This window comes from Endozoicomonas sp. 4G (assembly GCF_023822025.1).
Classification (GTDB): Bacteria; Pseudomonadota; Gammaproteobacteria; order Pseudomonadales; family Endozoicomonadaceae; genus Endozoicomonas_A.
The window spans coordinates 4,378,222-4,402,500 of sequence record NZ_CP082909.1 but is presented as its reverse complement, the minus strand read 5'-3'; the positions used below and the strand labels follow the sequence as shown (position 1 = coordinate 4,402,500).

17 protein-coding genes and 2 rRNA genes (1 of these 19 only partly in view) are annotated in these 24,279 nt (G+C 48.4%); 10 read left to right on the top strand and 9 right to left on the bottom strand.

The genetic code is table 11. The features are described 5' to 3' along the window. A 23S ribosomal RNA gene (locus K7B67_RS17220) occupies positions 1-2,588 on the top strand; it begins 393 nt to the left of the window's first position. Positions 2,589-2,779: 191 nt separating this feature from the next. Next, positions 2,780-2,895: ribosomal RNA gene (gene rrf, locus K7B67_RS17215) — 5S ribosomal RNA — on the top strand. Between the two features lie 114 nt (positions 2,896-3,009). Here the strand turns inward: rrf and ilvA are convergent. Beyond that, on the bottom strand, positions 3,010-4,524 hold the full coding sequence (gene ilvA, locus K7B67_RS17210; RefSeq protein WP_252177111.1) for a threonine ammonia-lyase, biosynthetic: 1,515 nt from the start codon (positions 4,522-4,524) through the stop codon (positions 3,010-3,012). A 185-nt stretch (positions 4,525-4,709) separates the two neighbouring features. Here ilvA and rpiA point away from each other — a divergent pair, with 185 nt between their 5' ends. Further along, positions 4,710-5,381, top strand: a complete 672-nt coding sequence (rpiA, locus tag K7B67_RS17205; RefSeq protein ID WP_252177110.1) for a ribose-5-phosphate isomerase RpiA — start codon at positions 4,710-4,712, stop codon at positions 5,379-5,381. Positions 5,382-5,434: 53 nt separating this feature from the next. Here rpiA and K7B67_RS23905 read toward each other — a convergent pair whose 3' ends face one another. Beyond that, positions 5,435-5,557 (bottom strand): hypothetical protein, encoded by a 123-nt coding sequence (locus tag K7B67_RS23905; protein WP_256484535.1) that lies wholly within the window; start codon positions 5,555-5,557, stop codon positions 5,435-5,437. A 246-nt stretch (positions 5,558-5,803) separates the two neighbouring features. On the opposite strand from K7B67_RS23905, the gene K7B67_RS17200 reads away from it, so the two are divergent. Beyond that, entirely contained in the window at positions 5,804-6,919 is a 1,116-nt protein-coding gene (locus K7B67_RS17200; protein ID WP_252177109.1) for a branched-chain amino acid ABC transporter substrate-binding protein, read from the top strand. 70 nt (positions 6,920-6,989) lie between these two features. Here K7B67_RS17200 and K7B67_RS17195 read toward each other — a convergent pair whose 3' ends face one another. Then, positions 6,990-8,042 carry a PDDEXK nuclease domain-containing protein gene (locus K7B67_RS17195; protein ID WP_252177108.1) on the bottom strand — a complete coding sequence of 351 codons (1,053 nt, stop codon included), beginning with the start codon at positions 8,040-8,042 and terminating at the stop codon, positions 6,990-6,992. On the opposite strand from K7B67_RS17195, the gene K7B67_RS17190 reads away from it, so the two are divergent. Further along, entirely contained in the window at positions 8,035-8,331 is a 297-nt protein-coding gene (locus tag K7B67_RS17190; protein WP_252177107.1) for a hypothetical protein, read from the top strand. The genes K7B67_RS17195 and K7B67_RS17190 overlap by 8 nt on opposite strands. A gap of 294 nt (positions 8,332-8,625) precedes the next feature. Further along, entirely contained in the window at positions 8,626-10,038 is a 1,413-nt protein-coding gene (locus K7B67_RS17185) for a hypothetical protein (RefSeq protein ID WP_252177106.1), read from the top strand. 69 nt (positions 10,039-10,107) lie between these two features. Here K7B67_RS17185 and K7B67_RS17180 read toward each other — a convergent pair whose 3' ends face one another. The 5 genes from K7B67_RS17180 to K7B67_RS17160 all read right to left on the bottom strand — a co-directional run bounded on the left by K7B67_RS17180 (position 10,108) and on the right by K7B67_RS17160 (position 19,157). Further along, positions 10,108-13,380: a DEAD/DEAH box helicase family protein gene (locus tag K7B67_RS17180; RefSeq protein ID WP_252177105.1), complete on the bottom strand. Its 3,273-nt coding sequence runs from the start codon at positions 13,378-13,380 to the stop codon at positions 10,108-10,110. Between the two features lie 131 nt (positions 13,381-13,511). Then, the gene (locus tag K7B67_RS17175; RefSeq protein WP_252177104.1) at positions 13,512-14,558 is read right to left on the bottom strand and encodes a PDDEXK nuclease domain-containing protein; all 1,047 of its coding nucleotides are present in this window, start codon (positions 14,556-14,558) and stop codon (positions 13,512-13,514) included. After that, complete coding sequence (locus K7B67_RS17170) at positions 14,555-15,874, bottom strand: restriction endonuclease subunit S (RefSeq protein ID WP_252177103.1); 1,320 nt, start codon at positions 15,872-15,874, stop codon at positions 14,555-14,557. The genes K7B67_RS17175 and K7B67_RS17170 overlap by 4 nt, the downstream gene beginning before the upstream one ends. Next, complete coding sequence (locus tag K7B67_RS17165) at positions 15,874-16,926, bottom strand: PDDEXK nuclease domain-containing protein (RefSeq protein WP_252177102.1); 1,053 nt, start codon at positions 16,924-16,926, stop codon at positions 15,874-15,876. Before K7B67_RS17165 ends, K7B67_RS17170 begins: the two co-directional genes overlap by 1 nt. Further along, a complete protein-coding gene (locus tag K7B67_RS17160; protein ID WP_252177101.1) occupies positions 16,923-19,157 on the bottom strand; it encodes a class I SAM-dependent DNA methyltransferase in 2,235 nt (744 codons plus the stop codon). The genes K7B67_RS17165 and K7B67_RS17160 overlap by 4 nt, the downstream gene beginning before the upstream one ends. Positions 19,158-19,354: 197 nt before the next feature. On the opposite strand from K7B67_RS17160, the gene livH reads away from it, so the two are divergent. From livH to K7B67_RS17140, 4 genes are read left to right on the top strand one after another with little or no spacing between them, the layout of a single operon-like run. Further along, positions 19,355-20,281, top strand: coding sequence for a high-affinity branched-chain amino acid ABC transporter permease LivH (gene livH, locus K7B67_RS17155; protein ID WP_252177100.1), 927 nt, complete (start codon positions 19,355-19,357; stop codon positions 20,279-20,281). Next, a complete protein-coding gene (locus K7B67_RS17150; RefSeq protein WP_252177099.1) occupies positions 20,278-21,597 on the top strand; it encodes a high-affinity branched-chain amino acid ABC transporter permease LivM in 1,320 nt (439 codons plus the stop codon). Before livH ends, K7B67_RS17150 begins: the two co-directional genes overlap by 4 nt. A gap of 39 nt (positions 21,598-21,636) precedes the next feature. Further along, positions 21,637-22,404 (top strand): high-affinity branched-chain amino acid ABC transporter ATP-binding protein LivG, encoded by a 768-nt coding sequence (livG, locus tag K7B67_RS17145; protein ID WP_252177098.1) that lies wholly within the window; start codon positions 21,637-21,639, stop codon positions 22,402-22,404. 45 nt (positions 22,405-22,449) lie between these two features. After that, entirely contained in the window at positions 22,450-23,169 is a 720-nt protein-coding gene (locus K7B67_RS17140; protein ID WP_252177097.1) for an ABC transporter ATP-binding protein, read from the top strand. Positions 23,170-23,507: 338 nt separating this feature from the next. Here the strand turns inward: K7B67_RS17140 and K7B67_RS17135 are convergent, their stop codons facing one another. Further along, positions 23,508-24,272, bottom strand: coding sequence for a hypothetical protein (locus K7B67_RS17135; protein ID WP_252177096.1), 765 nt, complete (start codon positions 24,270-24,272; stop codon positions 23,508-23,510). Positions 24,273-24,279 lie beyond the last annotated feature (7 nt).

Below are 24,279 nucleotides of genomic sequence, written 5' to 3'. Positions count from 1 at the left end.
CATGGGGGGACCATCCTCCAAGGCTAAATACTCCTGACTGACCGATAGTGAACCAGTACCGTGAGGGAAAGGCGAAAAGAACCCCGTTGAGGGGAGTGAAATAGAACCTGAAACCGTGTACGTACAAGCAGTGGGAGCATCCTTCGGGGTGTGACTGCGTACCTTTTGTATAATGGGTCAGCGACTTATTTTCTGTGGCAAGGTTAACCGAATAGGGAAGCCGTAGCGAAAGCGAGTCTTAATAGGGCGCCGTTCTTCGGAACAAAGAGTCGCAGTGAATAGACCCGAAACCGGGCGATCTATCCATGAGCAGGTTGAAGATCAGGTAACACTGATTGGAGGACCGAACCCACTGTCGTTGAAAAGCCAGGGGATGACTTGTGGATAGGAGTGAAAGGCTAATCAAGCCCGGAGATAGCTGGTTCTCCTCGAAAGCTATTTAGGTAGCGCCTCGTGTCTCACCATCGGGGGTAGAGCACTGTTTGGGCTAGGGGGCCATCCCGGCTTACCAACCCCATGCAAACTCCGAATACCGATGAGTGCAATCACGGGAGACACACGGCGGGTGCTAACGTCCGTCGTGGAAAGGGAAACAACCCAGACCGTCAGCTAAGGTCCCAAAGTAATAGTTAAGTGGGAAACGATGTGAGAAGGCCCAGACAGCCAGGAGGTTGGCTTAGAAGCAGCCACCCTTTAAAGAAAGCGTAATAGCTCACTGGTCGAGTCGGCTCGCGCGGAAGATGTAACGGGGCTCAAACTATTCACCGAAGCTACGGGGTTCAGTGGTCAGTTTTCAGTGGTCAGTTGTCAGTATGAGAAGACTGATGACCGACCACTGAAAACTGACCACTGCAACCGGTAGAGGAGCGTTCTGTAAGCCGTAGAAGGTCAACCGGGAGGTGGGCTGGAGGTATCAGAAGTGCGAATGCTGACATGAGTAACGATAAAGGGAGTGAGAGGCTCCCTCGCCGGAAGACCAAGGGTTCCTGCGCAACGCTAATCGGCGCAGGGTGAGTCGGTCCCTAAGGTGAGGTCGAAAGACGTAATCGATGGGAAACAGGTTAATATTCCTGTACCCCTTTTGACTGCGATGGAGTGACGGAGAAGGCTAGGCCAGCAGGGCGATGGTTGTCCCTGTTTAAGGTCGTAGGCTGTGGACTCAGGAAAATCCGGGTTCACAAAGCCGAGAACTGATGACGAACCCACCAAGGTGGGGAAGTGGTTGATGCCAGGCTTCCAGGAAAACCTTCTAAGCATCAGGTCAAAAGGGACCGTACCCGAAACCGACACAGGTGGTCAGGTAGAGAATACCAAGGCGCTTGAGAGAACCTGGGTGAAGGAACTAGGCAAAATGGCACCGTAACTTCGGGAGAAGGTGCGCCCTTTTTGGTGATCGGACTGCTCTTTATGGGCTGAAGCTCCGTAAGCTGAAGGGGGTCGAAGATACCAGGTGGCTGCGACTGTTTATTAAAAACACAGCACTGTGCTAACACGTAAGTGGACGTATACGGTGTGACGCCTGCCCGGTGCTCGAAGGTTAATTGATGGGGTTATCTTCGGAGAAGCTCTTGATCGAAGCCCGAGTAAACGGCGGCCGTAACTATAACGGTCCTAAGGTAGCGAAATTCCTTGTCGGGTAAGTTCCGACCTGCACGAATGGCGTAACGATGGCCACGCTGTCTCCACCCAGGACTCAGTGAAATTGAAATCGCTGTTAAGATGCAGTGTATCCGCGGCTAGACGGAAAGACCCCGTGAACCTTTACTACAGCTTCACAGTGGATCTTGATGTTGCTTGTGTAGGATAGGTGGGAGGCTTTGAAGTGTGGACGCCAGTCTGCATGGAGCCAACCTTGAAATACCACCCTGGCAATATTGAGGTTCTAACCCAGGTCCTTTACCAGGATCGGGGACATTGTGTGGTGGGTAGTTTGACTGGGGCGGTCTCCTCCCAAAGAGTAACGGAGGAGCACGAAGGTTGGCTAAGCACGGTCGGACATCGTGCGGTTAGTGTAATGGTACAAGCCAGCTTGACTGCGAGAGGTACATCTCGAGCAGGTACGAAAGTAGGTCATAGTGATCCGGTGGTTCTGAATGGAAGGGCCATCGCTCAACGGATAAAAGGTACTCCGGGGATAACAGGCTGATACCGCCCAAGAGTTCACATCGACGGCGGTGTTTGGCACCTCGATGTCGGCTCATCACATCCTGGGGCTGAAGCCGGTCCCAAGGGTATGGCTGTTCGCCATTTAAAGTGGTACGCGAGCTGGGTTTAGAACGTCGTGAGACAGTTCGGTCCCTATCTGCCGTGGACGTTGGAAGTTTGAGGAGAGCTGCTCCTAGTACGAGAGGACCGGAGTGGACGAACCACTGGTGTTCGGGTTGTGTCGCCAGACGCATTGCCCGGTAGCTAAGTTCGGACGGGATAACCGCTGAAAGCATCTAAGCGGGAAGCCCCCTTCAAGATGAGACTTCCCTGGCCTTAAGGCCCATAAGAGACGTTGAAGACTACGACGTTGATAGGCGGGGTGTGTAAGCGTTGTGAGGCGTTGAGCTAACCCGTACTAATGACTCGAGAGGCTTGACCATATAACGCCAAAGCGATCTAGCAGCTGAAAGCTTGAAGCTGGAAGCTTGAAGCCGTACACAGTGAAAGAGAGTGTTGAGCAAGAATAGACACACAGCTTAAAAAAAGATTTGGATTCCAGAGCCTCAGCTTTCGAGAAACAGCTTCAAGCTTCAAGCTTCCAGCTCAAGAGCCAACGGCTCGACCAGTTTTGCCTGGTGACCATAGAGCGTTGGAACCACCCGATCCCATCCCGAACTCGGTAGTGAAACGACGCATCGCCGATGGTAGTGTGGGGTTTCCCCATGTGAGAGTAGGTCATCGCCAGGCATTGAATACAGCAAAACCCCAGTTGAGAGATCGACTGGGGTTTTTGTTTATACCTTGTTTTCTTCCTGAGAGAAGCTGAACCCCGGACAAGAAATCCGAGGTCTCAGCAGGTCATCACCCCAAAAACGCCTGATAAGCCTTATTACCCGTTTCTTCACAATAGTGATATCCCAGCTCACTCAGGAACTTGGCGATATGATGTCTCTCTGTTTCTGGTATTTCCAGACCGACAGCAACACGGCCATAAGCAGCGCCGTGATTCCGGTAATGGAACATACTGATATTCCATCGGGCACCCAGTTTGTCCAGAAAGTTGAGCAGGGCACCGGGACGCTCCGGGAATTCAAAACAATAAACGACCTCATCTTTTACGGCTTTACTGTGGCCGCCTACCATGTGGCGAATATGTAACTTGGCCATCTCATTGTCAGTAAGGTTCTCTACCGGATAACCTTTCTCTTTTAACTCATGGATCAGATTGTCGATGGGCATATGGTCAGGATGAACCTGGACACCTACAAAGATTCGGGCACTCTCGGGGTTATGAAGACGGTAGTTGAATTCGGTGATATTCCTTTTACCAAGGGTTTCACAGAATTGTTTGAAGCTGCCGGGCTGCTCAGGAATGGTGACAGCGATGATGGCTTCGCGCTTCTCACCTAATTCTGCACGTTCGGAAACATAGCGCAGACGATCAAAGTTGATGTTGGCACCACTGGCTATAGCCATCAGTTTCTGATCGGTGGCTCCGGTCTTGCTGACATACTTTTTCAGGCCAGCCACACTAGCCGCACCCGCAGGTTCACAAACCGAGCGGGTATCATCAAAGATATCCTTGATGGATGCGCAGATTTCGTCAGAGCTGACCGTGATTACGTCATCAATGTATTCCCGACAGAGTTTGAAGGTTTCTTCACCAATCTGGGCCACGGCAATACCATCAGCAAAAATCCCCACATGGGGCAGTGTTACCCGCTCATCAGCTTCCAGGGCTGCTTTCAGGCAGGCAGATTCTTCATACTCAACGCCGATGACTTTGATATCAGGACGCAGATATTTGATATAGGTTGCGATGCCTGCTGCCAGACCGCCTCCACCGACAGGTACAAAAACCGCGTCGAGCTGACCGGAATGCTGACGGAGAATCTCCATGCCAATCGTGCCCTGACCGGCGATAGTGTATGGATCATCATAGGGATGAATGAAGGTATAGCCCTGCTCTTCAACGAGTTTCATGGAATAGGTCAGCGCCTGATCAAAGGTATCTCCGTGAAGAATGACCTTGGCGCCTCTGGCCTCGCAGGCTTTGTACTTTATTTCAGGGGTGGTGCCGGGCATTACGATAACGGCTTCGATGCCCATGGTATTGGCTGCCATGGCAACGCCCTGGGCATGATTGCCGGCGGAAGCACAGGTGACGCCCCGGGCTTTTTCTTCAGCGGTTAGCTGGGCCATCTTGTTGTAAGCACCGCGGATTTTAAATGAAAATACCGGCTGCAGGTCTTCACGCTTCAGAAACACCTTATTATTCAAACGCTTGCTGAGAAAGGGAGCCTCATGAATCGGAGTCTCAATCGCCACATCATAAACTTTGGCTTCGAGTATCTTTCTTATGTATTGATGAGACATGGGACTTCACTTTGTAATAGCTGATCTTGGTTCGACCGATTCTAAACAGCCATATGTGCAAGAAACAATCTTTTATCGTGCTCAATGGGTAAAAGGCTGACAGAAATAAGGCATTTAGTTCAGCGGTGGGTCGTTTCCGGGAGTATAATCCCCAGCTCCATTTTATATGACCGCAAGGTAGAGACATGACCCAGGACGAGCTGAAGAAGGCGACTGCCGAAGCTGCGCTGCAGCGGATTCTCCCTCATCTGGAAGATGACATGATCATCGGCATTGGCACTGGCTCCACGGCCAATTTCTTTATTGATGCTCTGGCGGAGCACAAAAACAGTTTTGATGGCTGCGTAGCCAGTTCAGAGGCTTCTGCTGATCGTCTGAAGCAGCACGGAATCCCGGTTTATGACCTGAACAGTATCAGTGAGCTGCGCTTTTATATTGACGGGGCTGATGAGTGCAATGATCACCTGCATCTGATCAAAGGCGGTGGGGCAGCCCTGACAAGGGAAAAAATTGTGGCAGCAGTGGCGAAAGAGTTTATCTGTATTGCTGATGAGAGCAAGCAGGTCGACGTACTGGGTGAATTCCCGCTTCCGGTTGAGGTGATTCCCATGGCTCGCAGTCATGTTGCCCGGGAACTGGTTAAGTTGGGTGGCGACCCCGCTTATCGTGAAGGGGTTATGACGGACAACGGCAATATCATTCTGGATGTCTGGAATCTGAATATCATTGACGCCATCGGTCTGGAAGAAAAGATTAACCAGATTGTGGGAGTCGTGACCAATGGTTTGTTTGCGATGAGGTCTGCTGATGTGTTGCTGCTGGGTACTGCTCAGGGGGTTAAGACCATCAAGCTTTGAAAAACTTGAGCCGGGTGTAAACCCGGCCACTGCTACGATTGAACTTGTAGCTGTTAGAAAATCGCATTTAAAAAATAGTGAAGCGCAGCCAGGACGCTGCCTAAAGAAAGTGATAATAAAATCAGTTCGCCGGTTTCCAGTTCATGATCCTGAGTGTTGTGCTGTCTCATATCCATACTGCTTCTCCCTACATCTTATTCTGGGCATTTCCTTGCTGGATGTTTTTACTCTAGATGGGTAATGGCGCTCCTGCCTTACTACCTTGGTCGGTTTTTAGACTGAAGTCGAAGAAAAAAGTTTGGAAAAAAAGCTGTTATGACTGAAAAAAATACTTAATATAGCTTTTCGAGAGAAAGAAGGATTTAAATAATTATCAAATGGAATTAGACCCTTTCCAAGAGAATAACACCATGATAAGAAAAATGAACAAAACTCTGGCCACTCTGGCATTATCTGCCGCCGTAGCAGGGGCTTCTGGCCTGGCTCAGGCCGCAAACACGATAAAAATTGCTTTGGCTGGCCCGGTAACTGGCCCTCTGGCTCAGTATGGTGATATGCAGTTCGCCGGAGCCAAGATGGCCGTTGAGCAGATCAACAAACAGGGGGGCGTCAATGGCAAGCAGCTGGAGGCGGTCGTTTATGACGATGCCTGTGATCCTAAGCAGGCCGTAGCCGTTGCCAACAAGATCGTTAATGACGATATCCGCTTTGTAGTGGGTCATCTGTGTTCCGCTTCCACACAGCCCACTACCGACATCTATGAAGATGAAGGCATCCTGATGATCACCCCTGCCTCCACCGCCCCGGATATTACCAGTCGTGGGTATGAGCTGATATTCCGTACCATCGGGCTCGATAGTCTGCAAGGGCCTACTGCAGGTAACTACATCGTAGAAAGCATCAAGCCCAAGAGGATGGCCGTCATCCATGACAAGCAGCAGTACGGTGAAGGTATTGCTACTGCGGTGAAGGATACAGTTGAAAAAGCCGGTGTTGATGTAGCCGTCTTTGAAGGTGTTACTCCGGGTGACAAAGACTTCTCAGCGCTGATTGCCAAGTTGAAGAAAGAAGACGTTGATTTTGTCTACTACGGTGGCTACCACCCGGAGCTGGGTCTGATCCTGCGTCAGAGCGCAGAAAAGGGTTTGAAAGCTAAATTTATGGGGCCTGAAGGTGTTGGCAATAAAGATATCTCCGCCATTGCCGGCCCTGCTTCTGAAGGTCTGCTGGTCACCCTGCCGAAGAGTTTTGACCAGGATCCTGCCAACGCTAAACTGGTAGCCGCCTTCAAGGCAAAAGGTGAAGACTTCACCGGTCCTTTCGTATTCCCTTCCTATTCTGCTGTTCAGGTGATGGCTGAGGGCATGGAACTGACCAAGAGTGAAAACCCGGATAAAGTAGCCGACGCTCTGCGTTCAAATACTTTCAGTACGCCAACAGGCAGTCTGGCCTTCGATGGCAAGGGAGACCTGAAAGACTTCAGTTTTGTCGTTTATGACTGGCACGCTGACGGCACCAAGTCTGAGGTTTCAAAATAAGCGCCTGACTTACTGTCGATGGCTGTGTCAGGCCGACGCTGAACCGTTCAGTGGTCGGCCTGCTTCTGGCTCACTTTCCACCTCCCAGTTCCTGCTCAATGTCTTCCACGCTGGGTAATTGCGATTGCAGGTTTTCCGGCAATGATTGAGTGAGCTGGTATTCCGAAACGCCAATAGGCTTTTGCATATCACTGAGAGAGTACTCTGCCACGAGTTTGTCTTTGTTCTTGCACAGCAGAATGCCAATAGTGGGCGTATCGCCCTCTTTGCGCAGTTGTTCGTCCACGGCTCTGATATAAAAATTCAGTTTGCCTGCGTGTTCCGGTTCAAAATCTACCGTCTTCAGCTCAACCACCACATAACAATGCAACCGGACATGGTAAAACAGCAGGTCGATGAAAAAATCCCGTTGTCCCACCTGTATATGAAATTGCTTGCCCATATAAGAAAATCCAGCCCCTAATTCCAGCAAAAACTGGGTGATATGCTCAGTCAAACCTTTCTCAAGCTCACGCTCGTTGTAGTTTTGGGTCAGAGCGAGGAAATCAAATACATAAGGGTCTTTCAGGGTTTGTTGCGCCATGTCAGATTGAACGGCTGGCAGGGTGGCACTAAAGTTACTGACGGCTTGTCCTTCTCGCTGCCAGAGGCCGCTTTCTATCTGGTGAGTGAGTACGCTTCGGCTCCAACCGTGCTTGATAGTATTCTGTACGTAATACAGGGCTTCCTGTTTGCTTTTGCATTTGTTGATGATGAGTTGGTTATGCCCCCAAGGAATTTGAGTTAATTGTGCAACAGGCTGTTGCGCAATTGCCCCATCATCAGACCAGAACGTGTACCATTGCCGGATTAACTCAAGATTTCGACGAGAAAACCCCTTCATTTCAGGGAAATCCGACATTAAGTCCTTACTGAGTTGTTTCAGGAAGCCTTCACCCCAGTTAGCCTGAGCCTGTCGACGAACAATGTCTTCCCCCAGTTCCCAGTAAAAAGCCAGTAAAGTCGAATTCACCTGAACAGCGGCTTTAAGCTGGGTAGACAGCACCTTCTGTTTCAAGGTTTTCAGCCAGTTTTTATATTCGCCGTCCAAGCTTAGGTTGACGGTGTTTTTTTGTTTGCTCATGCACGAACCTCTTTTAGCATCGCTGAAACTTAGTCGAGATATTGCCCGAATTCAATGTCAGCATTCTGCTACCAGAGCAACGCAGGAGCAGTTGCCACGTAGATCAGCTATTCTCGGTCAGGCTCCTAGGGCGGCTACAGCAGCTGTTGCTGAGTTGAACAAGATGGATGGAGAATACAAGCAGGTTGGTAGTGATTTGCCGCAGGCGACTTTTATCCAGCAGTTTGGAGATAGTAGTGGCTATTTGAAGGACCAGCACTTTGTTGTCACCTCTCATGACACAGATTGATAGGGGGGGAGGCCAAGGGGGTTGGACAGGGAGTCCCATGCATAAATAAATTAGAGTTACCTCTATTGTACAAACACTTTATTAATTAATTTTATTCAGGAAAAAAATAGGAACTTTCTACATATGATGCAGTCCAAGCGATAATAATAAATTAAATGGGATGGAATTCGCATATGTTTAAAAAAAACTTGGCTATTTGCTTTTTTGATAGTCACCAGTATTGCTAACGGGAAAGGAGTTCTTGTTCTGACGTCCCATGAGCTTATTGAAAAATCTATAATCCGGGCCAACCATATGATTGCTCCAGATTACAATGGAACAATGATTCAAAGAGTGATCGATATAGAGGGTTTCTTTGATTCAAGTGAAGATTTAAATTCTGAAAAAAATGTTGATAAGCTTAAGCAGTACATCTTGAAAGTAGATCAAGATGTTATTCTTGATGGTGTTATTTTGGTTGGCGACTTTCCATTACCCGCCCCATTATTTGAAGACGAGCCTGAATATGTTGGCGTTTCAGATGAGCAGTGGGTTGATAGACCTTTTAGCTGCGTACCGTCACGAAATTCAGTTTTAATAAGTAGGCAGATACTAACCAGAGATAGAGCAGCTGTATTGGCTAGATATCGAAATATCCAAGATGCGGCATTACAAGGGAAGCCTTTCATTGTTGGCTTGAGAACTCCAATTACAGGGGATTTTGCACTTGCTGAAGATATTCGGAGGAAACACCCACTGATACAGACTCATGATATTCCATCTTCTTTTTGGATTTCTCGATTTACTGCTCGTGGGAATCCAGGATCGAGGGCGCTGTGGGATCTTAGGTCTGATACTGGTCAAAAGGGCAGCTACTATAGAGTCTTGAATAAATCAGGAGTTCAATATTGGGGAGAAAAGTTCCATTTTCCTGGTGGGCGACCAGAAACACCTTATAGAGCGGGAAGGAAGTTATTCTTTGATCTCATCCCAGCAGAGAGTGAGTTGCCAATATCCTTTGATTATACGGTCGGAGCAGTATCACCAGTCTACGAAGCTGCTTCAACCTTTTCACGTATATTTGACTACATAGGAGCATCCCCGAAAAAATTCAGAGCTGGGGCATCTATGTTCCACTCATTTGAAAACAAACCAATCCCGAAAAACCTTGATTCTCTTTTGTTAATTATTTCATGGAATTCAAATAGTAACAGCCAACCAATTATGCCTGAAGATATATTCAATCATGTAGCGCATTGGTGGTTTACTTCCTTGCGAGGACGAGCAGTTATCTTTCCTGTATCACCATTATCTCATGATATAACAGGTGACGTTTTCCGACTACTTTTGGAAAAAGAATATCATTTTGTTGGTGATTTTTATCTGGATCTTCAAAAGTTGCTGAAAAGGAAAGAACCGAATAAAGCCTTTAATAATTTGGTTTTGTTTGGCAATGGATTGGCCCATATGCCAAAACTTGATCTTACAACAATAAATAAAGGTGCACTAATGTCTCTTTATCCTGATGCTTTCTCAGAAGCTTTACAGACTTCAGTTGGTAGCGAATTTAATAAAGCAAATATACCTTTTCAGGAACAGGAGCAGGATGCTTTACAAAAAGCTAATGCAACGGATTACTCCTATCATGTGTTGACTGCATTTAATGTAGTTATAATAGCGGCTTATGTCTTATACCAAAGGCAATTACAACCGCAAGGCAATAAATAAACCATTTCAAATTATTAGGAGAAATTATAACTCTTAAAGTGAGGGAGGTAAGAGCCTCCCTTTCTGATCTCACCCCTTCAACATATCAAACACAACCCGAGCAAACCCCCGAGCCAATTCCGGGTTGGAAAGATACTGCAACATCATTTCCTGTTGAGCCTCGTTGCTGTCCATCACAGCATCATCAATGGCTTGTGGGAAGTCACCAAGCAGTGCTTGTTCAGCGGTATTGTTCTCAATCTGCTTCATCACCGTTTCGTTTTCGGCCAGTTTGTCCCGCACGGTAAAGGCGTAGTTGATCAAGTCAGCATCGGTCAGGTTGTCGGTAATAAACATCTCATTCAACCTGGCCACAATCTGGGACAGGAACTCTTCTTTCTTGTCCTTGGGCTTGGCTGAACCGACATCGCTGGAGGGTTTCAGTTCATAGCCCTCGGCGTCTTCCTTCAGTTCCCTCTCTTTTAAAGAAATGGCCTGCTGGCGAATCTTGGACAACCGGTAATGGCTCATCACCACGTTATCCAGGTCAATATCATCCTCTTCAATAACCTTTTCACGGAGCAGTGGGCGCAGGTAGCGAGCGTAAAGGCTGAGCTTTTCCAGATCTTTGTTGTCGTAGTCCACAATCTGGGACATAAACTCGTAGAAACGGGTAAAGGTGCCTAAGTCCTTTTTGAAGATTTCCAGCCGGTCTTTTTCCAGCTTGCACTCTTTGAAGCTGTTTTCAGCATTAGCGATCAGCACGGCATCTTTGCTCTTCTTGGTTCGTTCGAACATCTCCTTGGCACGCACATAAGCATCAATGGCAGAACTGTATCGCTTCTGCCAGCGATCCACAGCGGGCTTGCAGATGTTGCTCACCGCAGCATTGCTTTTGCTCTTGGAAAGAAAAACCTCGCAGAACTGTTCGACTTCGTTCCAGGTAAAGATACCGCTGGCACGGAGTTTTTCGTAAAGGTCGAATACCTTATCCGGGTCTGTCACATCCGCCAGTTCAGCGATTTGGTAATACGGCTGGAATGCGGCCAGAATATCTTCCGGCTCATTGACAAAATCCAACACAAAAGTGCCGCACTCGGCTTTGCCGGGATAGGTACGGTTCAGACGGGACAAGGTTTGCACACATTCCACACCACCTAAGGGCTTGTCTATATACATGGCGCAGAGTTTCGGCTGATCAAAGCCAGTCTGGAATTTGTTGGCAACCAGCATGATCTGGTAGTCGTCGCTATCGAATGCTTTGCGCATGTCCCGGCCCTTTAGAGCTGGGTTCATATTGGTTTCGGTGAACTTTTGGTCCAGCAGGGCAGAGCTGTCCGGATCGTCCTTATGGAATTCCACCTCGCCGGAGAAGGCAATCATCACGGCTATCGAACTTTTGTGCTCTGCAAGATATTTATCAAACGCCAGCTTATAACGCACCGCTTCCTTACGGGAACTGGTGACCACCATCGCCTTGGCCTGACCACCCAGCAAGCCCATCACATGCTCTTTGTAGTGCTCGGTGATGACTTTCACCTTCTGGGAAATATTGTACTCATGGAGCCGCACCCAGCGGTTGAGTTTTACCTTGGCTTTTTTGCTGTCTACCTCTTCGTCCTCGGCCTCTATTTTTTGAGCCAGCTGATAGGCCACCTTGTAGTTGGTGTAGTTTTTCAGCACGTCGAGAATAAAGCCTTCCTCAATGGCCTGGCGCATGGAATACACATGGAAGGCTTCAGGCAGGTTCTTCTCGGAAGCAGGCTCATCAGGTTTGGGCAGGCGACCAAACAGCTCCAGGGTTTTCGCCTTGGGTGTTGCCGTGAACGCATAGTAGTTCAAGTTGCTGCTGCCCCGGCGTGAGGCAATGGTTGCGTCCAGCATATCTTCTGAAGACAGTTCTTTGTCCTCATCCCCATACTCTTTATCAGAAAAGGCACCATCCACCATCAACACTTCCTTCAGCTTACGGGCGGTGGAGCCGGTTTGTGACGAATGGGCTTCGTCGGCTATGACAGCGTAACGGCGCTCTTTCAGACTGGTGCTGTTCTCAATGGCCGCCAGTACATAAGGGAAGGTTTGAATGGTGACAATAATAATCGGTTGAGCACTCTCCAGGGCCGCTGCCAGTTTCTCCGACTTGGAGCCATCACCTTCTTTTTTGTTGATGCGCCCCACCACACCATCGGCGTGTTCAAACTGGTAAATAGTGTCTTGTAGCTGATCGTCCAGCACGGTTCTGTCGGTAATCACAATCACCGAATGGAACTGCTTGTTGCCTTCGCTATCGTACAGGGTAGAAAGCTGATGGGCGGTCCAGGCAATAGAGTTGGATTTACCGGAACCGGCACTGTGCTGCACCAGGTACTTGTTGCCCGTGCCTTCCGCCTTTGCCGCCGCGATCAGCTTGGTCACCACATTCCACTGGTGATAACGGGGAAAGATCAGGGTCTCTTTTTTCGACTTGCGGCCTTCCCAGTCTTCCTTCTCTTCGATCTGCAAATGCACAAACCGACCAATAATATTCAGCAGGTTATCGGGCAGCAGTACCTCGTTCCACAGGTATTCGGTGGCGTACTCATCCTTGTTTTCGGGAATATCATTGCCTGCACTGCCTTCCGCCGTGCCTTTGTTAAACGGCAGAAAGAAGGTATCGCTGCCCGCCAGCTTGGTCGTCATATACACTTCGTACTGACTCACGGCAAAATGCACCAGCGCCCCCCGTTTAAAGGTCAGCAGTGGTTCCGGCTTGCCGGTTTCCGGGTCTTTGGGCAGACGGGTCTTTTGATATTGTCGTTTGGCGTTTTCAATGGCCTGTTTGAATTCCGATTTCAGCTCCAGCGTTGCCACGGGCAGACCGTTGATAAACAACACCAAGTCAATGCGCCATGCCTTGGCTTTTTTACCAGTTTCTGCCAGATAAACGTCGGTGGCATAAGGACTGTAAACCAGCTCCGGCACCACACGACAACGGTTTTCTTTATAGCGGGCAAGCGTGTCCGGGTTCAGGGTATGTTCCGGCATAAACTGGCAGAGGGTGAACCGGGCATTGCGAATCTTCAAACCATGACGCAACACGCCCAGGGTGCCAAAACTGCGAAGCTCTTTATCAATGGCATTGGCATCGGCTTTCTTTAACTGGTTCACCAGATGGCTGATAAAATGCTGTTCCGAATCCACCGGAAAGCTTTTGCAAAACTTCTGCCATTCCTTCGGCTGGGTGTTCTTGACAAAATCCAGTACATCGCTGGTATACAACGCCGTTTCCCGGTTGTACTGGTCACCACTGCCCAACAGCCAGCCTTTGGCTTGCAGGCGGGCGATCATATCGTTCTGGAAGGTGGATTCGCTGGTACTGTCCATATTTCAAGGTCTCAAAATGGTACCTAAAGGTCTCGATATGGGACTCTTCAGGCATTGTGCAGACAGTGTCTGCACAATGTATCAATCTGGCTGAATTGTCTCCACACTGCGGAGACAATTCGAGGATTCCACTATTCAGTTTTATTCTCAATACGTTTTCGGGCGTTGCTGACGGCTTCTTGAAAGCGCTCTTCCAATATTTCTTTGGAGGGTATGTTGGTGAGATAGTCTGCTACATGGATACCGCTTTTATCCAGTTCAAGTAATTCAATTTGCTTTTGCTTCTTACCTGCACAAAGAATGATACCGATAGGGGGGTCTTCTCCATGCTGACGGTCATATCTATTCAGCCAGCGTAGATATAACTCCATCTGTCCTTTGTACTCAGCTTTAAACTTGCCTGTTTTCAGTTCAATAGCAACCAGTCGCTTCAGTTTTCGGTTATAGAACAAGAGATCAATATAAAAATCATCTTCATCAATTTGAACTCGGTGCTGGCGTGCGACAAAAGTGAAGCCCATACCCATTTCTAACAGAAAATGCTCCATTTCCCGCAAAATAGCATCCTCAAGATCTTTTTCCACGTAGGTATCATTAAGCTCAAGAAAATCCAGAATGTAAGGGTCTTTCAGAACGATATCCTGATCGGCTTTCCCTTGATCCCTCAGCATTTTCAGATCGTGAACAATGGTTTCTTCCGGCTTTCGGGATAAGGCAGTACGCTCAAACAGCATGGAATCCATACGCTCGCTGAAGGTGCGGACAGACCATCGCTCCTGAATCGCCATGGTCATATAGAACTCACGTTTTAGTGGGTCATCAATGTAAATCAACAGTTTCAGGTGTGACCAGCTCAATTGTCTCCACACTGTAGAGACAATTTCATCAGCCTCACAGATTTCGGCAAACTTAATACAATGTCTCAATTGCTGAGGGCTCCAGCCCTTACCAAACTGCCCGGAGAGCTGGCGGGACAAGTCGGAAATAACCTGTTTGCCGTAGTCTGCCCGCTTACCCTTCAGGATTTCCTGCTGAATACGCTGACCGACCTTCCAATAGAGTGCGGTTATCTCGGCATTGAGTGCCACCGCTGCCTGTTGTTTGGCTCTTTGTATCAGGTCCTTGATTTCGCCGAACAGGTTATCCGGCTCTTTTGATGAAGCGGGTGTTTTGCTCATACGGTGGCCTCTGCGGGTTGTTCTTGTTGTTGTGCTTCTGGTTGCCAGTCACGGACGTCGATTTTGCCGGTGACGGCGGCGGAGATTAGGGCGGTGCGGCGTTCTTGGAATAGCTCTATACCTTTTTGAGCATCGTTAATCAGAGAGTCAACAACCTTTAACTTCGTCTTTAGTTTTTGAACAATATCTATTTGCTCTTCAAAATCAGGAATGGCAATTTTCATTCGCTCAAAGACTTCAGTTCTCAAACACTTTGTTCCATGAGCAGATTCTTCAACCAAATCCAAAATGAAATCCTTCAGCCCTTTCATGAAAAAAAGGAGGAATTCACCATCAATCCCTTTGATTGGAATTAAGGCTTTCATGTCCTGATTTACAGTTACTGGTTCTTGGGTCAGGGCAACAGGAACAGAATGAACCAGAATCATACCTCGCACCACAATCAACACGCTTCCAACGGGTATGAGCTTTGTTGAGGACTCTTCAATGGCTTGAGTGGTAATTTTATCTCGTGAATCAGAAATATAATCAACCTTCATATCCTTGGGTGACACCCATGGTATGCTGCCATTCCAAAAATCTAATCGATCTTTACTTGGTGTACCGCCCCCCATCTGGCGGGTGATATAACGAACTTCAGTCTGTGTCCAATGCTCCGGCACTTCCCCAAGCCACTCCACACCGGAATCCTTCATCGGTGCATCAGGGTTCAGCCCCTTGGTGACGGCATGACTGATCACCGCCTGTCGTTTTTCTTTCAACAGCCGGATCAGGGATTGCTGCTCTTCGATCAGGGTGTCGATTTTGGCGGTTTCGTGGTCGAGGAAGTTTTGAATATGCTCTCGTTCATTTCTTTTGGGTGGCACACCAAACGAATAATTTCCAAGGTGCTCCTGTGTCATGCTTGGAAGAGCAGTGTTAGTAGAGTAGCGGTTGAACTGAATTGACAGAGCAAGATAGTGCAGGTACTTTGCCGGAACATCTTTATTGATTTCCGTGTAGTACATCGTATCCACAGTCCAAAAGGGTTCATTGATATAGAGCGGTTTATCAATGGTACCCTTCCTGCCAAGCAATACAGATTCTTTGTTGTACAGAAACTTGGTTGCGTAGGTAAATTGCCCGCCTGACCCTAAAACCGGATATCCTTCGCTAGTTTCCACGGCTTTGTAGTCTTGCCCATTTTTAATCTGAGCCATGTGCTTCAATCGAGTAACTTCCCAGTGTGCAGGGATTGAACCCAACCATTCAACCCCAGAATCCTTATATTCCGCATAAGCCGCATATTTTTTGCGCTCAAGGCTGTTTCCACCCATCACAACTCACCCCCCAGTCCCTGCTCAATTTCTTCAATACTGGGCAGTTGCGATTGCAGATTTTCTGGCAGTGATTGGGTCAGTTGGTATTCCGAAACACCAATAGGCTTTTGAATATCGCTGAGGGCGTATTCCGCCACGAGTTTGTCCTTGTTCTTACACAGCAGAATGCCGATAGTCGGCGCATCGCCCTCCCTGCGTACCAGTTCATCTACTGCTTTGATATAAAAATTCAGTTTGCCTGCGTGTTCCGGCCTGAAGTCACCCGCTTTCAGTTCAATGACTACGTAGCAATGCAGGTGTGCATGATAAAATAAGAGGTCAATATAAAAATCCTGCTGCCCTACCTGTATATGAAACTGCTTGCCCATGTAGGCAAAACCTGATCCCAATTCCAGTAGAAACTGAGTGATATGCTTAATCAATCCCTGCTCCAGCTCTCGCTCTGTGTAATGATCAGTGAAGGCAAGAAAGTCAAACATATAGGGGTCTTTCAGGGTTTGCTGTGCAAGGTCGGACTGGACGGCAGGCAGTGTTGCATTGAAGTTGTTGGGCGCTTGTCCCTTCCGCTGCCAGAGTCCACTTTCAATCTGGTGAGTGAGGACGTTTCGGCTCCAGCCATGTTCTATGGTTTTGCCCACGTAATACAGAGCTTCAGCCGTTGTTTGGCACTTGCTGATTATCTTCAGGTTATGTCCCCAGGGCACCTGAACTAATTGCGAAACAGCCTGTTTCGCAATTTCCGGAGATTGGTTCCAGAACAGATACCATTGTCGGATAAATTCAAGGTTTCGACGGGAAAATCCTTTGATTTCAGGAAATTCCGTCATTAAGTCATGGCTTAGTTGCTTCAGAAAGCCATCGCCCCAATTAGCCTGAGCCTGTCGGCGAATAATGTCTTCCCCAAGCTCCCAATAAAAAGCCAGCAAGGTTGAGTTCACCTGAATGGCGGCTTTGAGCTGGGTGGACAGTACCTTCTGTTTAAGGTCTTTCAGCCAGCTTTTGTATTCCTTATTCAGGCTCAGGTTAATGTTGTTTTTTGGCTTGCTCATGAGTGAACCTCTTGTAACAGACTCATGATTCTAGCACTCACCGCATCCAGATCAGCATCAATGGCTTCCAGCGCACGGGGCGGCTGATACACATAGAAGTGTCGGTTAAAGGGAATCTCGTAACCCACAATACCTATCTCACCATCCTGGGCATCGCATTTGTCGGCATTGACCCAGGCATCGGGTACATGGGGAGCCACTTCCCGGTTGAAGTAAGTTTCGATCAGGATATGGGTGGGCATTGCTGGATCAAGAGGAATGTTCTCGTTATCCCGCAGGTCACCATCAGTCTGGAATTCGACGACTTTGCCTTGGTATTCAAATGCGCCGTAGAGCGGTTGAACTTCTTCATTCAGCACCTTTTTGATGACTGGTTCAGCTTCGGGGTTCTTGCAGGTGACGGCATCAAGGAACTGCTTTTTCTCTCTGGTATCCAACTTCAAATTAGCGGCTTTAAGGGCGGCTTTCAGGTCTTTATCAAACTGGTTAAAGTCGTTGGACAGTACCGTTCCGAATGTATTTTGCAGAGTTTGGGCTTTCTCCATCAGCCCCCGCTGAAACAGCCAGAGTTTGTCGTTCAGTACCTCTTTGATCTGCTTCTCTTTCAGTTCTTTGAAGTCTTTTTTGATTTTGGTGCGAATGGTTTCTTCGTTGTCTGACAGTGTTGTATGACATTCTGTGCCGAATTCCTCAACCATCCAGCGCATAACGGCGTTATACGGCCTGGGTGCATAGCGTAGATCCGTTACAGCGTCATCAGTAATCTGGGCAGACAGGCGAAGTGGGCGTTCCACGGTAATACGACGGTAGCCGAATTCATGGCTGTCGAAAATTTTGGCGGCAAAGTTTTCTTCGGATACTTCTGCAAAGGCTCCAAAGTTTTGGGTAATGATGCGACGGTCAGCTTCGCTCATTATGTTACGTTTGGAGCCCAGGGACTTACGCATTTTACCGCACAGGTTTACGCCGTTAATCAGCTGCACTTTACCTTTGCGTTCATCAGACTTTTTATTGGTCAACACCCACACATAGGTAGCGATACCGGTGTTGTAGAACATGTCTGTGGGCAGGGCGACAATGGCTTCGAGCAGGTCGGCTTCGAGAATATAACGGCGAATCTCGCTTTCACCACTGCCTGCACTGCCGGTAAACAGCGGCGAACCGTTGAGGATAATGCCGATGCGGCTGGGGTTCTGGTTTTCTGGCGTGATGTCCCTGAACTTGCTGATCAGGTGCATCAGGAACAGCAGCGAACCATCAGACACTCTTGGCAGGCCGGGGCCAAAGCGACCGTCGTAGCCTTTGTGTTCATGCTCATCTTTAATAGTGCCTTCGATCTTCTTCCAGTCCACCCCGAATGGTGGATTAGACAGCATGTAGTCAAACTGGTCGCCACTGAGGTGATCGTTCGACAAGGTGTTGCCCAGTTTGATGCGACTGACATCCTGACCCTTGATCAGCATATCGGCTTTACAGATGGCGTAGGACTCCGGGTTCAACTCCTGGCCAAAGGCCGTCATACGAGCTTTTGTATTATGCTTGTACACGTACTCCATTCCCGCAGAGAGAAAGCCACCTGTACCTGCCGTTGGATCATAAATACTGCGAACGATCCCTTCTTTGGTTAAGGCATCATCATCTTCCATAAACACCAGTGAGGTGGTGAGCTCGACAATATCCCTTGGGGTAAAGTGTTCACCGGCGGTTTCGTTGGAAGATTCGGCAAAGCGACGGATCAGTTCTTCAAACACCAAACCCATATCGTGGTTGCTGATCGCCTTGGGGCTGAGGTCGATGGTGGCAAACTTCCGCAGTACCTTGAACAGCAGATTGGCTTCGTTCAGGCTGCCTACAAACTCATCAAACTTGAAATGCTCAAAGATTTCACGGGCATCTTTGGAGAAGGAGAGGACATAGTTTTCAAGGTTGTCCTTGATATCGCCCTGACCCATTTTTGACAGGTTCATGGGTGAAGTATTGAAAAACGACAATCCGGAAGCACGCAGCAGCATCTTCTCCATACCTTCTTCAGGCAGGTTCATAGCCTTTACTTTTTCGTGCTGGGCAACCACTGCTTCCTTGGTGGGCTCCAGAACGCATTCCAGGCGGCGCAGCAGGGTAAACGGTAAGATGATGCGCCCGTACTGGGACTGCTTGAAATCGCCTCGCAGGAGGTCGGCTACGGACCAGATGAAGGCGGCAAGGTTGTTAGAGGTTTGGGTGTTGGGCATATCTTGACCAGATTGGACTTTTGGCTGGCAGGTGAGCCAGAAAAAGTGACCATTTGATTGACTTTGATGCTGCTAGAGTACATCAAAATTGCAGTATTAATGAATATTTGTTCCTTCCCTACCAAGAGCCGTTGTCGTATGAGAGAATCAGCCTGGCATTAGGGGTTTTCACAAGAATAAAAAAACGAGGTCGTAGAATGGGGGATGCAGGTTTTTACCTTATTCAGCAACTGCTTAACGGACTGACGATAGGTAGTACTTACGCTCTGATCGCTATTGGTTACACCATGGTTTACGGCATCATTGGCATGATCAATTTTGCTCATGGTGAGATCTACATGATTGGCAGTTACATCGCTTTTGCAGTACTGGCTGCGTTAGCGATGATGGGAATAGACAGTGTGTCACTGATGCTTGTTTCCGCCTTTGTTATCAGCATTATTATCACCAGTACCTATGGCTTTGCGGTGGAGAGGGTTGCTTATCGACCCTTGCGGAACAGTAACCGACTGATTGCCCTGATTTCTGCCATTGGTATGTCCATTTTTCTGCAGAACTATGTCCGCCTGGCCCAGGGATCAAGGGATATAGCCATGCCCAGTATGATCAGTGGTGGCTGGACCTTTGGTCCTGAAGATGGGTTTAATGCAACTGTGTCGTATATGCAGTTAATTATCTTCGTGGTGACGTTTATTGCCATGACGGCCCTGACTCTGTTTATTTCAAAGTCAAAAATGGGTCGGGCCTGTCGAGCCTGTGCTGAAGATCTGCGTATGACCGGGCTGCTGGGCATCAACACTCATCAGATTATTTCGATCACCTTTGTTATCGGAGCGGCGCTGGCGGCAGTAGCCGGTGTGTTGCTGGGCATGTATTACGGGGTGATCAATCCCCACATCGGTTTTATGGCAGGTCTTAAAGCCTTCACTGCCGCCGTGCTGGGAGGAATTGGAAGTATTCCCGGAGCTGTGTTGGGTGGTTTGATTCTGGGTGTCACGGAAGCTTTTACCGCAGGTTACTTCAGTGCCGAATATAAGGATGTTGTCGCCTTCAGTCTCCTTGTTTTGATTCTTCTGTTCAGGCCAACGGGCCTTCTGGGCAAGCCGGAGGTTGAAAAAGTATGAAATCATTACGTTTTACTCCGGCGATACTCTCAGCAGTGGTTCTGCTGGTGTTAACCAGCCTGATGATAGGGGTTCGTCTTGAGCCCTCGGGCGTCGGGCTGAAAGTTACACTGGCCGATCCTTCTTCCCTCTACTGGATAGTGGCAGGTGTAGCTGTCGTCTTTTTCTTCCAGTTATTCAGAGCACCAATCGATCAAAGACTTTCTGGAATTAAACAACAGTTACCCGCTATTAATGCGGTAAAGCTGACCAGAGTCACTGAGAACAAAGAAACTAAAACCCTTTTAATCTGTTTTGCCGTAGCAGGATTGATGATCTGGCCATTCTTTGTTTCCAGGGGCGCTGTGGATCTGGCCACTCTGGCCCTGATTTACGTCATGCTGGGTCTGGGGCTGAATATTGTGGTGGGTCTGGCCGGTCTTCTTGACCTGGGCTATGTCGGCTTTTATGCCGTAGGTGCCTACAGCTATGCACTATTGAATCAATATCTGGGCTTCGATTTCTGGAGCGGCCTGGTAATGGGCGGCATTCTGGCTGCTTTCTTTGGTTTTATTCTAGGTTTCCCGGTGCTTAGACTTCGAGGTGATTATCTGGCCATCGTGACTCTGGGCTTTGGAGAAATCATTCGAATCCTGCTCAACAACTGGACGACACTCACCGGAGGTCCCAACGGCATCAGCCAGATTCCTAAACCGACTCTGTTTGGCCTTGAATTTGGACGCAGGGCGAAAGAAGAAGGGAATGTCCCTTTTCACGAATACTTTGGTATTGATTACAGCAGTGAGTACAAGGTGATTTTCCTCTACATACTGGCCGTACTGCTGGTGATTGCCACACTGTTTGTGATCAATCGACTGCTTCGAATGCCCATTGGCAGAGCCTGGGAAGCTTTGCGTGAAGACGATATTGCCTGTCGTTCACTGGGCCTGAACCCTACCGCTATCAAACTATCTGCATTCACCATAGGGGCTGCATTCGCTGGCTTTGCTGGTACCTTCTTTGCCGCCCGTCAGGGTTTTATCAGTCCAGAGTCGTTCACTTTTATCGAGTCTGCCATCATTCTGGCCATTGTTGTTCTTGGCGGTATGGGGTCTCAGGTCGGTGTCATTCTTGCGGCTGTGATTATGACGGTTTTGCCTGAGTTTGCCCGTGAATTCCAGGAATACCGAATGCTGATGTTTGGGTTGATGATGGTCTGCATGATGGTATGGCGTCCTGAAGGTCTGATGCCCATGAAGCGGCCTCATATCAAGATCAAACCCGGCAAGTCGTCGGAAGGTTCCGTAAAGGCGGCATCATTCGCTGAAAGCTTATAAGTCGTGTCTGCAGCTGAATAATAAAAAGAGGGGGTCAGAATGAGTGAATGCTTACTGGATGTTTCTGATTTGAGTATGCGCTTTGGCGGATTGCTGGCTGTGGATCAGATGGCCCTGAAAATCCATCCGGGCGAAATTGTTTCCATGATTGGGCCCAATGGGGCCGGAAAAACGACGGTTTTTAACTGCCTTACCGGCTTTTATAAGGCTACGGGTGGTTCTGTTCAATATCAGGGTCAGGCTATTGAAAAGATGCCGGGCTATAAAATAGCACGGCTGGGTGTCGTGAGAACCTTTCAGAATGTACGACTCTTTAAGGGTATGACCGTGTTGGAAAATCTTCTGGTTGCCCAGCACCGACATCTGGATACAGGGTTGTTGGCGGGGTTGTTTAAAACCCCGGGTTATCGGCGCAGTGAAGAAAAAGCGATGGCGAGGGCTGAGTTCTGGTTGGATAAAGTCGGTCTGACTGAATTTGCCAACCGGGAGGCGGGCAATCTGGCCTACGGACAACAACGCAGATTGGAAATTGCCCGTTGTATGGTGACCCAACCCCGGCTATTGATGTTGGATGAACCCGCAGCTGGCCTTAATCCTAATGAGACGGCAGAGCTGGATGAACTGATTTCTGATTTGCGACGGGATCATGGTGTTACGGTGCTACTGATTGAACATGATATGAAGCTGGTTATGGATATCTCTGACCGGATTTATGTCATTAATCAGGGGCGTCCCCTGGCCTCAGGTGTACCAGAGGAGATTCGTAATAACCCTGAGGTGATCAAAGCTTATTTGGGAGAAGGATAGTGGTGAGTTTCGCAATAATCAGAATAAATAAAAGGCAGTAGCAGTATGTCAGCATCTGAACCCCTTCTCAGTATTCGAAATGTGTCTACCTTTTACGGCAAGATCCAGGCTTTGGACGATGTCAGTGTAGATATCCCGGCAGGCGAGATTGTCACTCTGATAGGTGCCAATGGCGCTGGCAAGTCTTCATTGCTGATGACTATTTGTGGTGAACCTCAGGCCGAATCTGGCTCCATACTCTACAAAGGGCAGGAGTTAGCGGGTCGTCCTACCTCCGAAATCATGCGCTCAGGGATTGCCGTTGTGCCCGAAGGACGAAGGATTTTTTCCCGACTCTCCGTTGAAGAAAATCTGACCATGGGTGGTTTTTTCGTGGAGGGTGAGTCTTTTCGAAAAAACTATCAGCATGTACTGGAGCTTTTCCCCCGTCTGAAAGAGAGATTGCACCAAAGAGGTGGCACTATGTCCGGGGGCGAGCAACAGATGCTGGCCATTGCCAGAGCCCTGATGAGCAACCCGGAATTGTTGTTGCTGGATGAGCCCAGCCTGGGGCTGGCACCGATTGTGATTCAACAAATCTTTGAAATCATTGAGCGTCTTCGGGAAGAAGGCGTTACCGTTTTTCTGGTGGAGCAGAATGCTAATCAGGCTCTCAGGTTGGCAGATCGGGGTTATGTTTTGGAAAACGGCCGCATCGTTCTGCAGGGCAGAGGTGATGAACTGTTGGCGGACGATGCCGTCCAAAAGGCTTACCTGGGAGCCTGACGCTTTTCTGGCGAAAAATGACTGACAGCGTAGTCTGGACTATCAAAAGACCGTTCATCTATTCCTGCCTGTAGACACTGAGATGATGGAAGCAGGCTGGAGCGCCACGGGCATCAGACTTTTGATGCTTTGGCGGCAATTTTGATGTCGATTCCGATCACTACACTGGAAAATGTAATGTTTCAATAGCGATTACGAAGTACGAGGTAAGCATTATGAATGTTTCGAGTGATCGACTGTCCCACCGGGAAATTGCTTTGTTAACCTGCTCTTTCAGCAGCCTGGCCTGCACTACGATCTGGCTGATCAGGATGATTCACTGATCGGATAAAAACTGGCTATTCTGATGATGACCTGCCGGTCTGTAGGTCATCATCTATTGGGTGGCTTCTGGAAAAGCCCTGAAGTACTTGCTCATCGTTAATTCTGAGATCGAATTGGGCATACTGAAGGCTGAAAACGATACTGTCAGGTTCAAAGCCAAAGCCCTGTTGAATGGTTTTTTTCGCTTCAGCTGTTTTGCCCAGAAAAACCTGAATGGCTGCCAGAGAATTAAACAGGTCAGAAGCAATGACAACCGGTCTTGCTATTCTCTTGCTGATTAAATCCTCTCTATGTTGCATAAATTTCTGCTCAAGTTGGCTCATTACGGTCTCGAGCTTTTCATGGCTGGCAGGGTTCTGTTTATCCAGTTCCAGTAGATAATAAGCCCGAAACTGCCGTATAGGATATTGATTTGATGAAATCCAGTAGGGTAATTTGCTGAGTGAATAACGGGTGGGGCATTTAATTAACGTTTTACTCACAGCAGACAGAGTGTCATCAAATTGCTTTTGATCGGTCAGGTAGGCATTTCCAACATGGACTTCTGGCTTGGGTGCCACTGTTTCAGCAGTGACTTCTCGCTTTTGGAGGCTGGTATCTTCAGGGTATGAGCCGTAGTTATTGTCAGACCTTAAGCCTGTTTCCCGAGAAGGACTCTCGATCGATTTTGTCGCAGGGTCGGTTTTATGGTCTGACTGAGTCTCGCTTTTCTTATCCGGGTAATCGGTCAGGGTTGCAGGGCCTGTTCGCAGAGGTGGGAGTTTTCCTTTTCCTTCCATAGCTTCA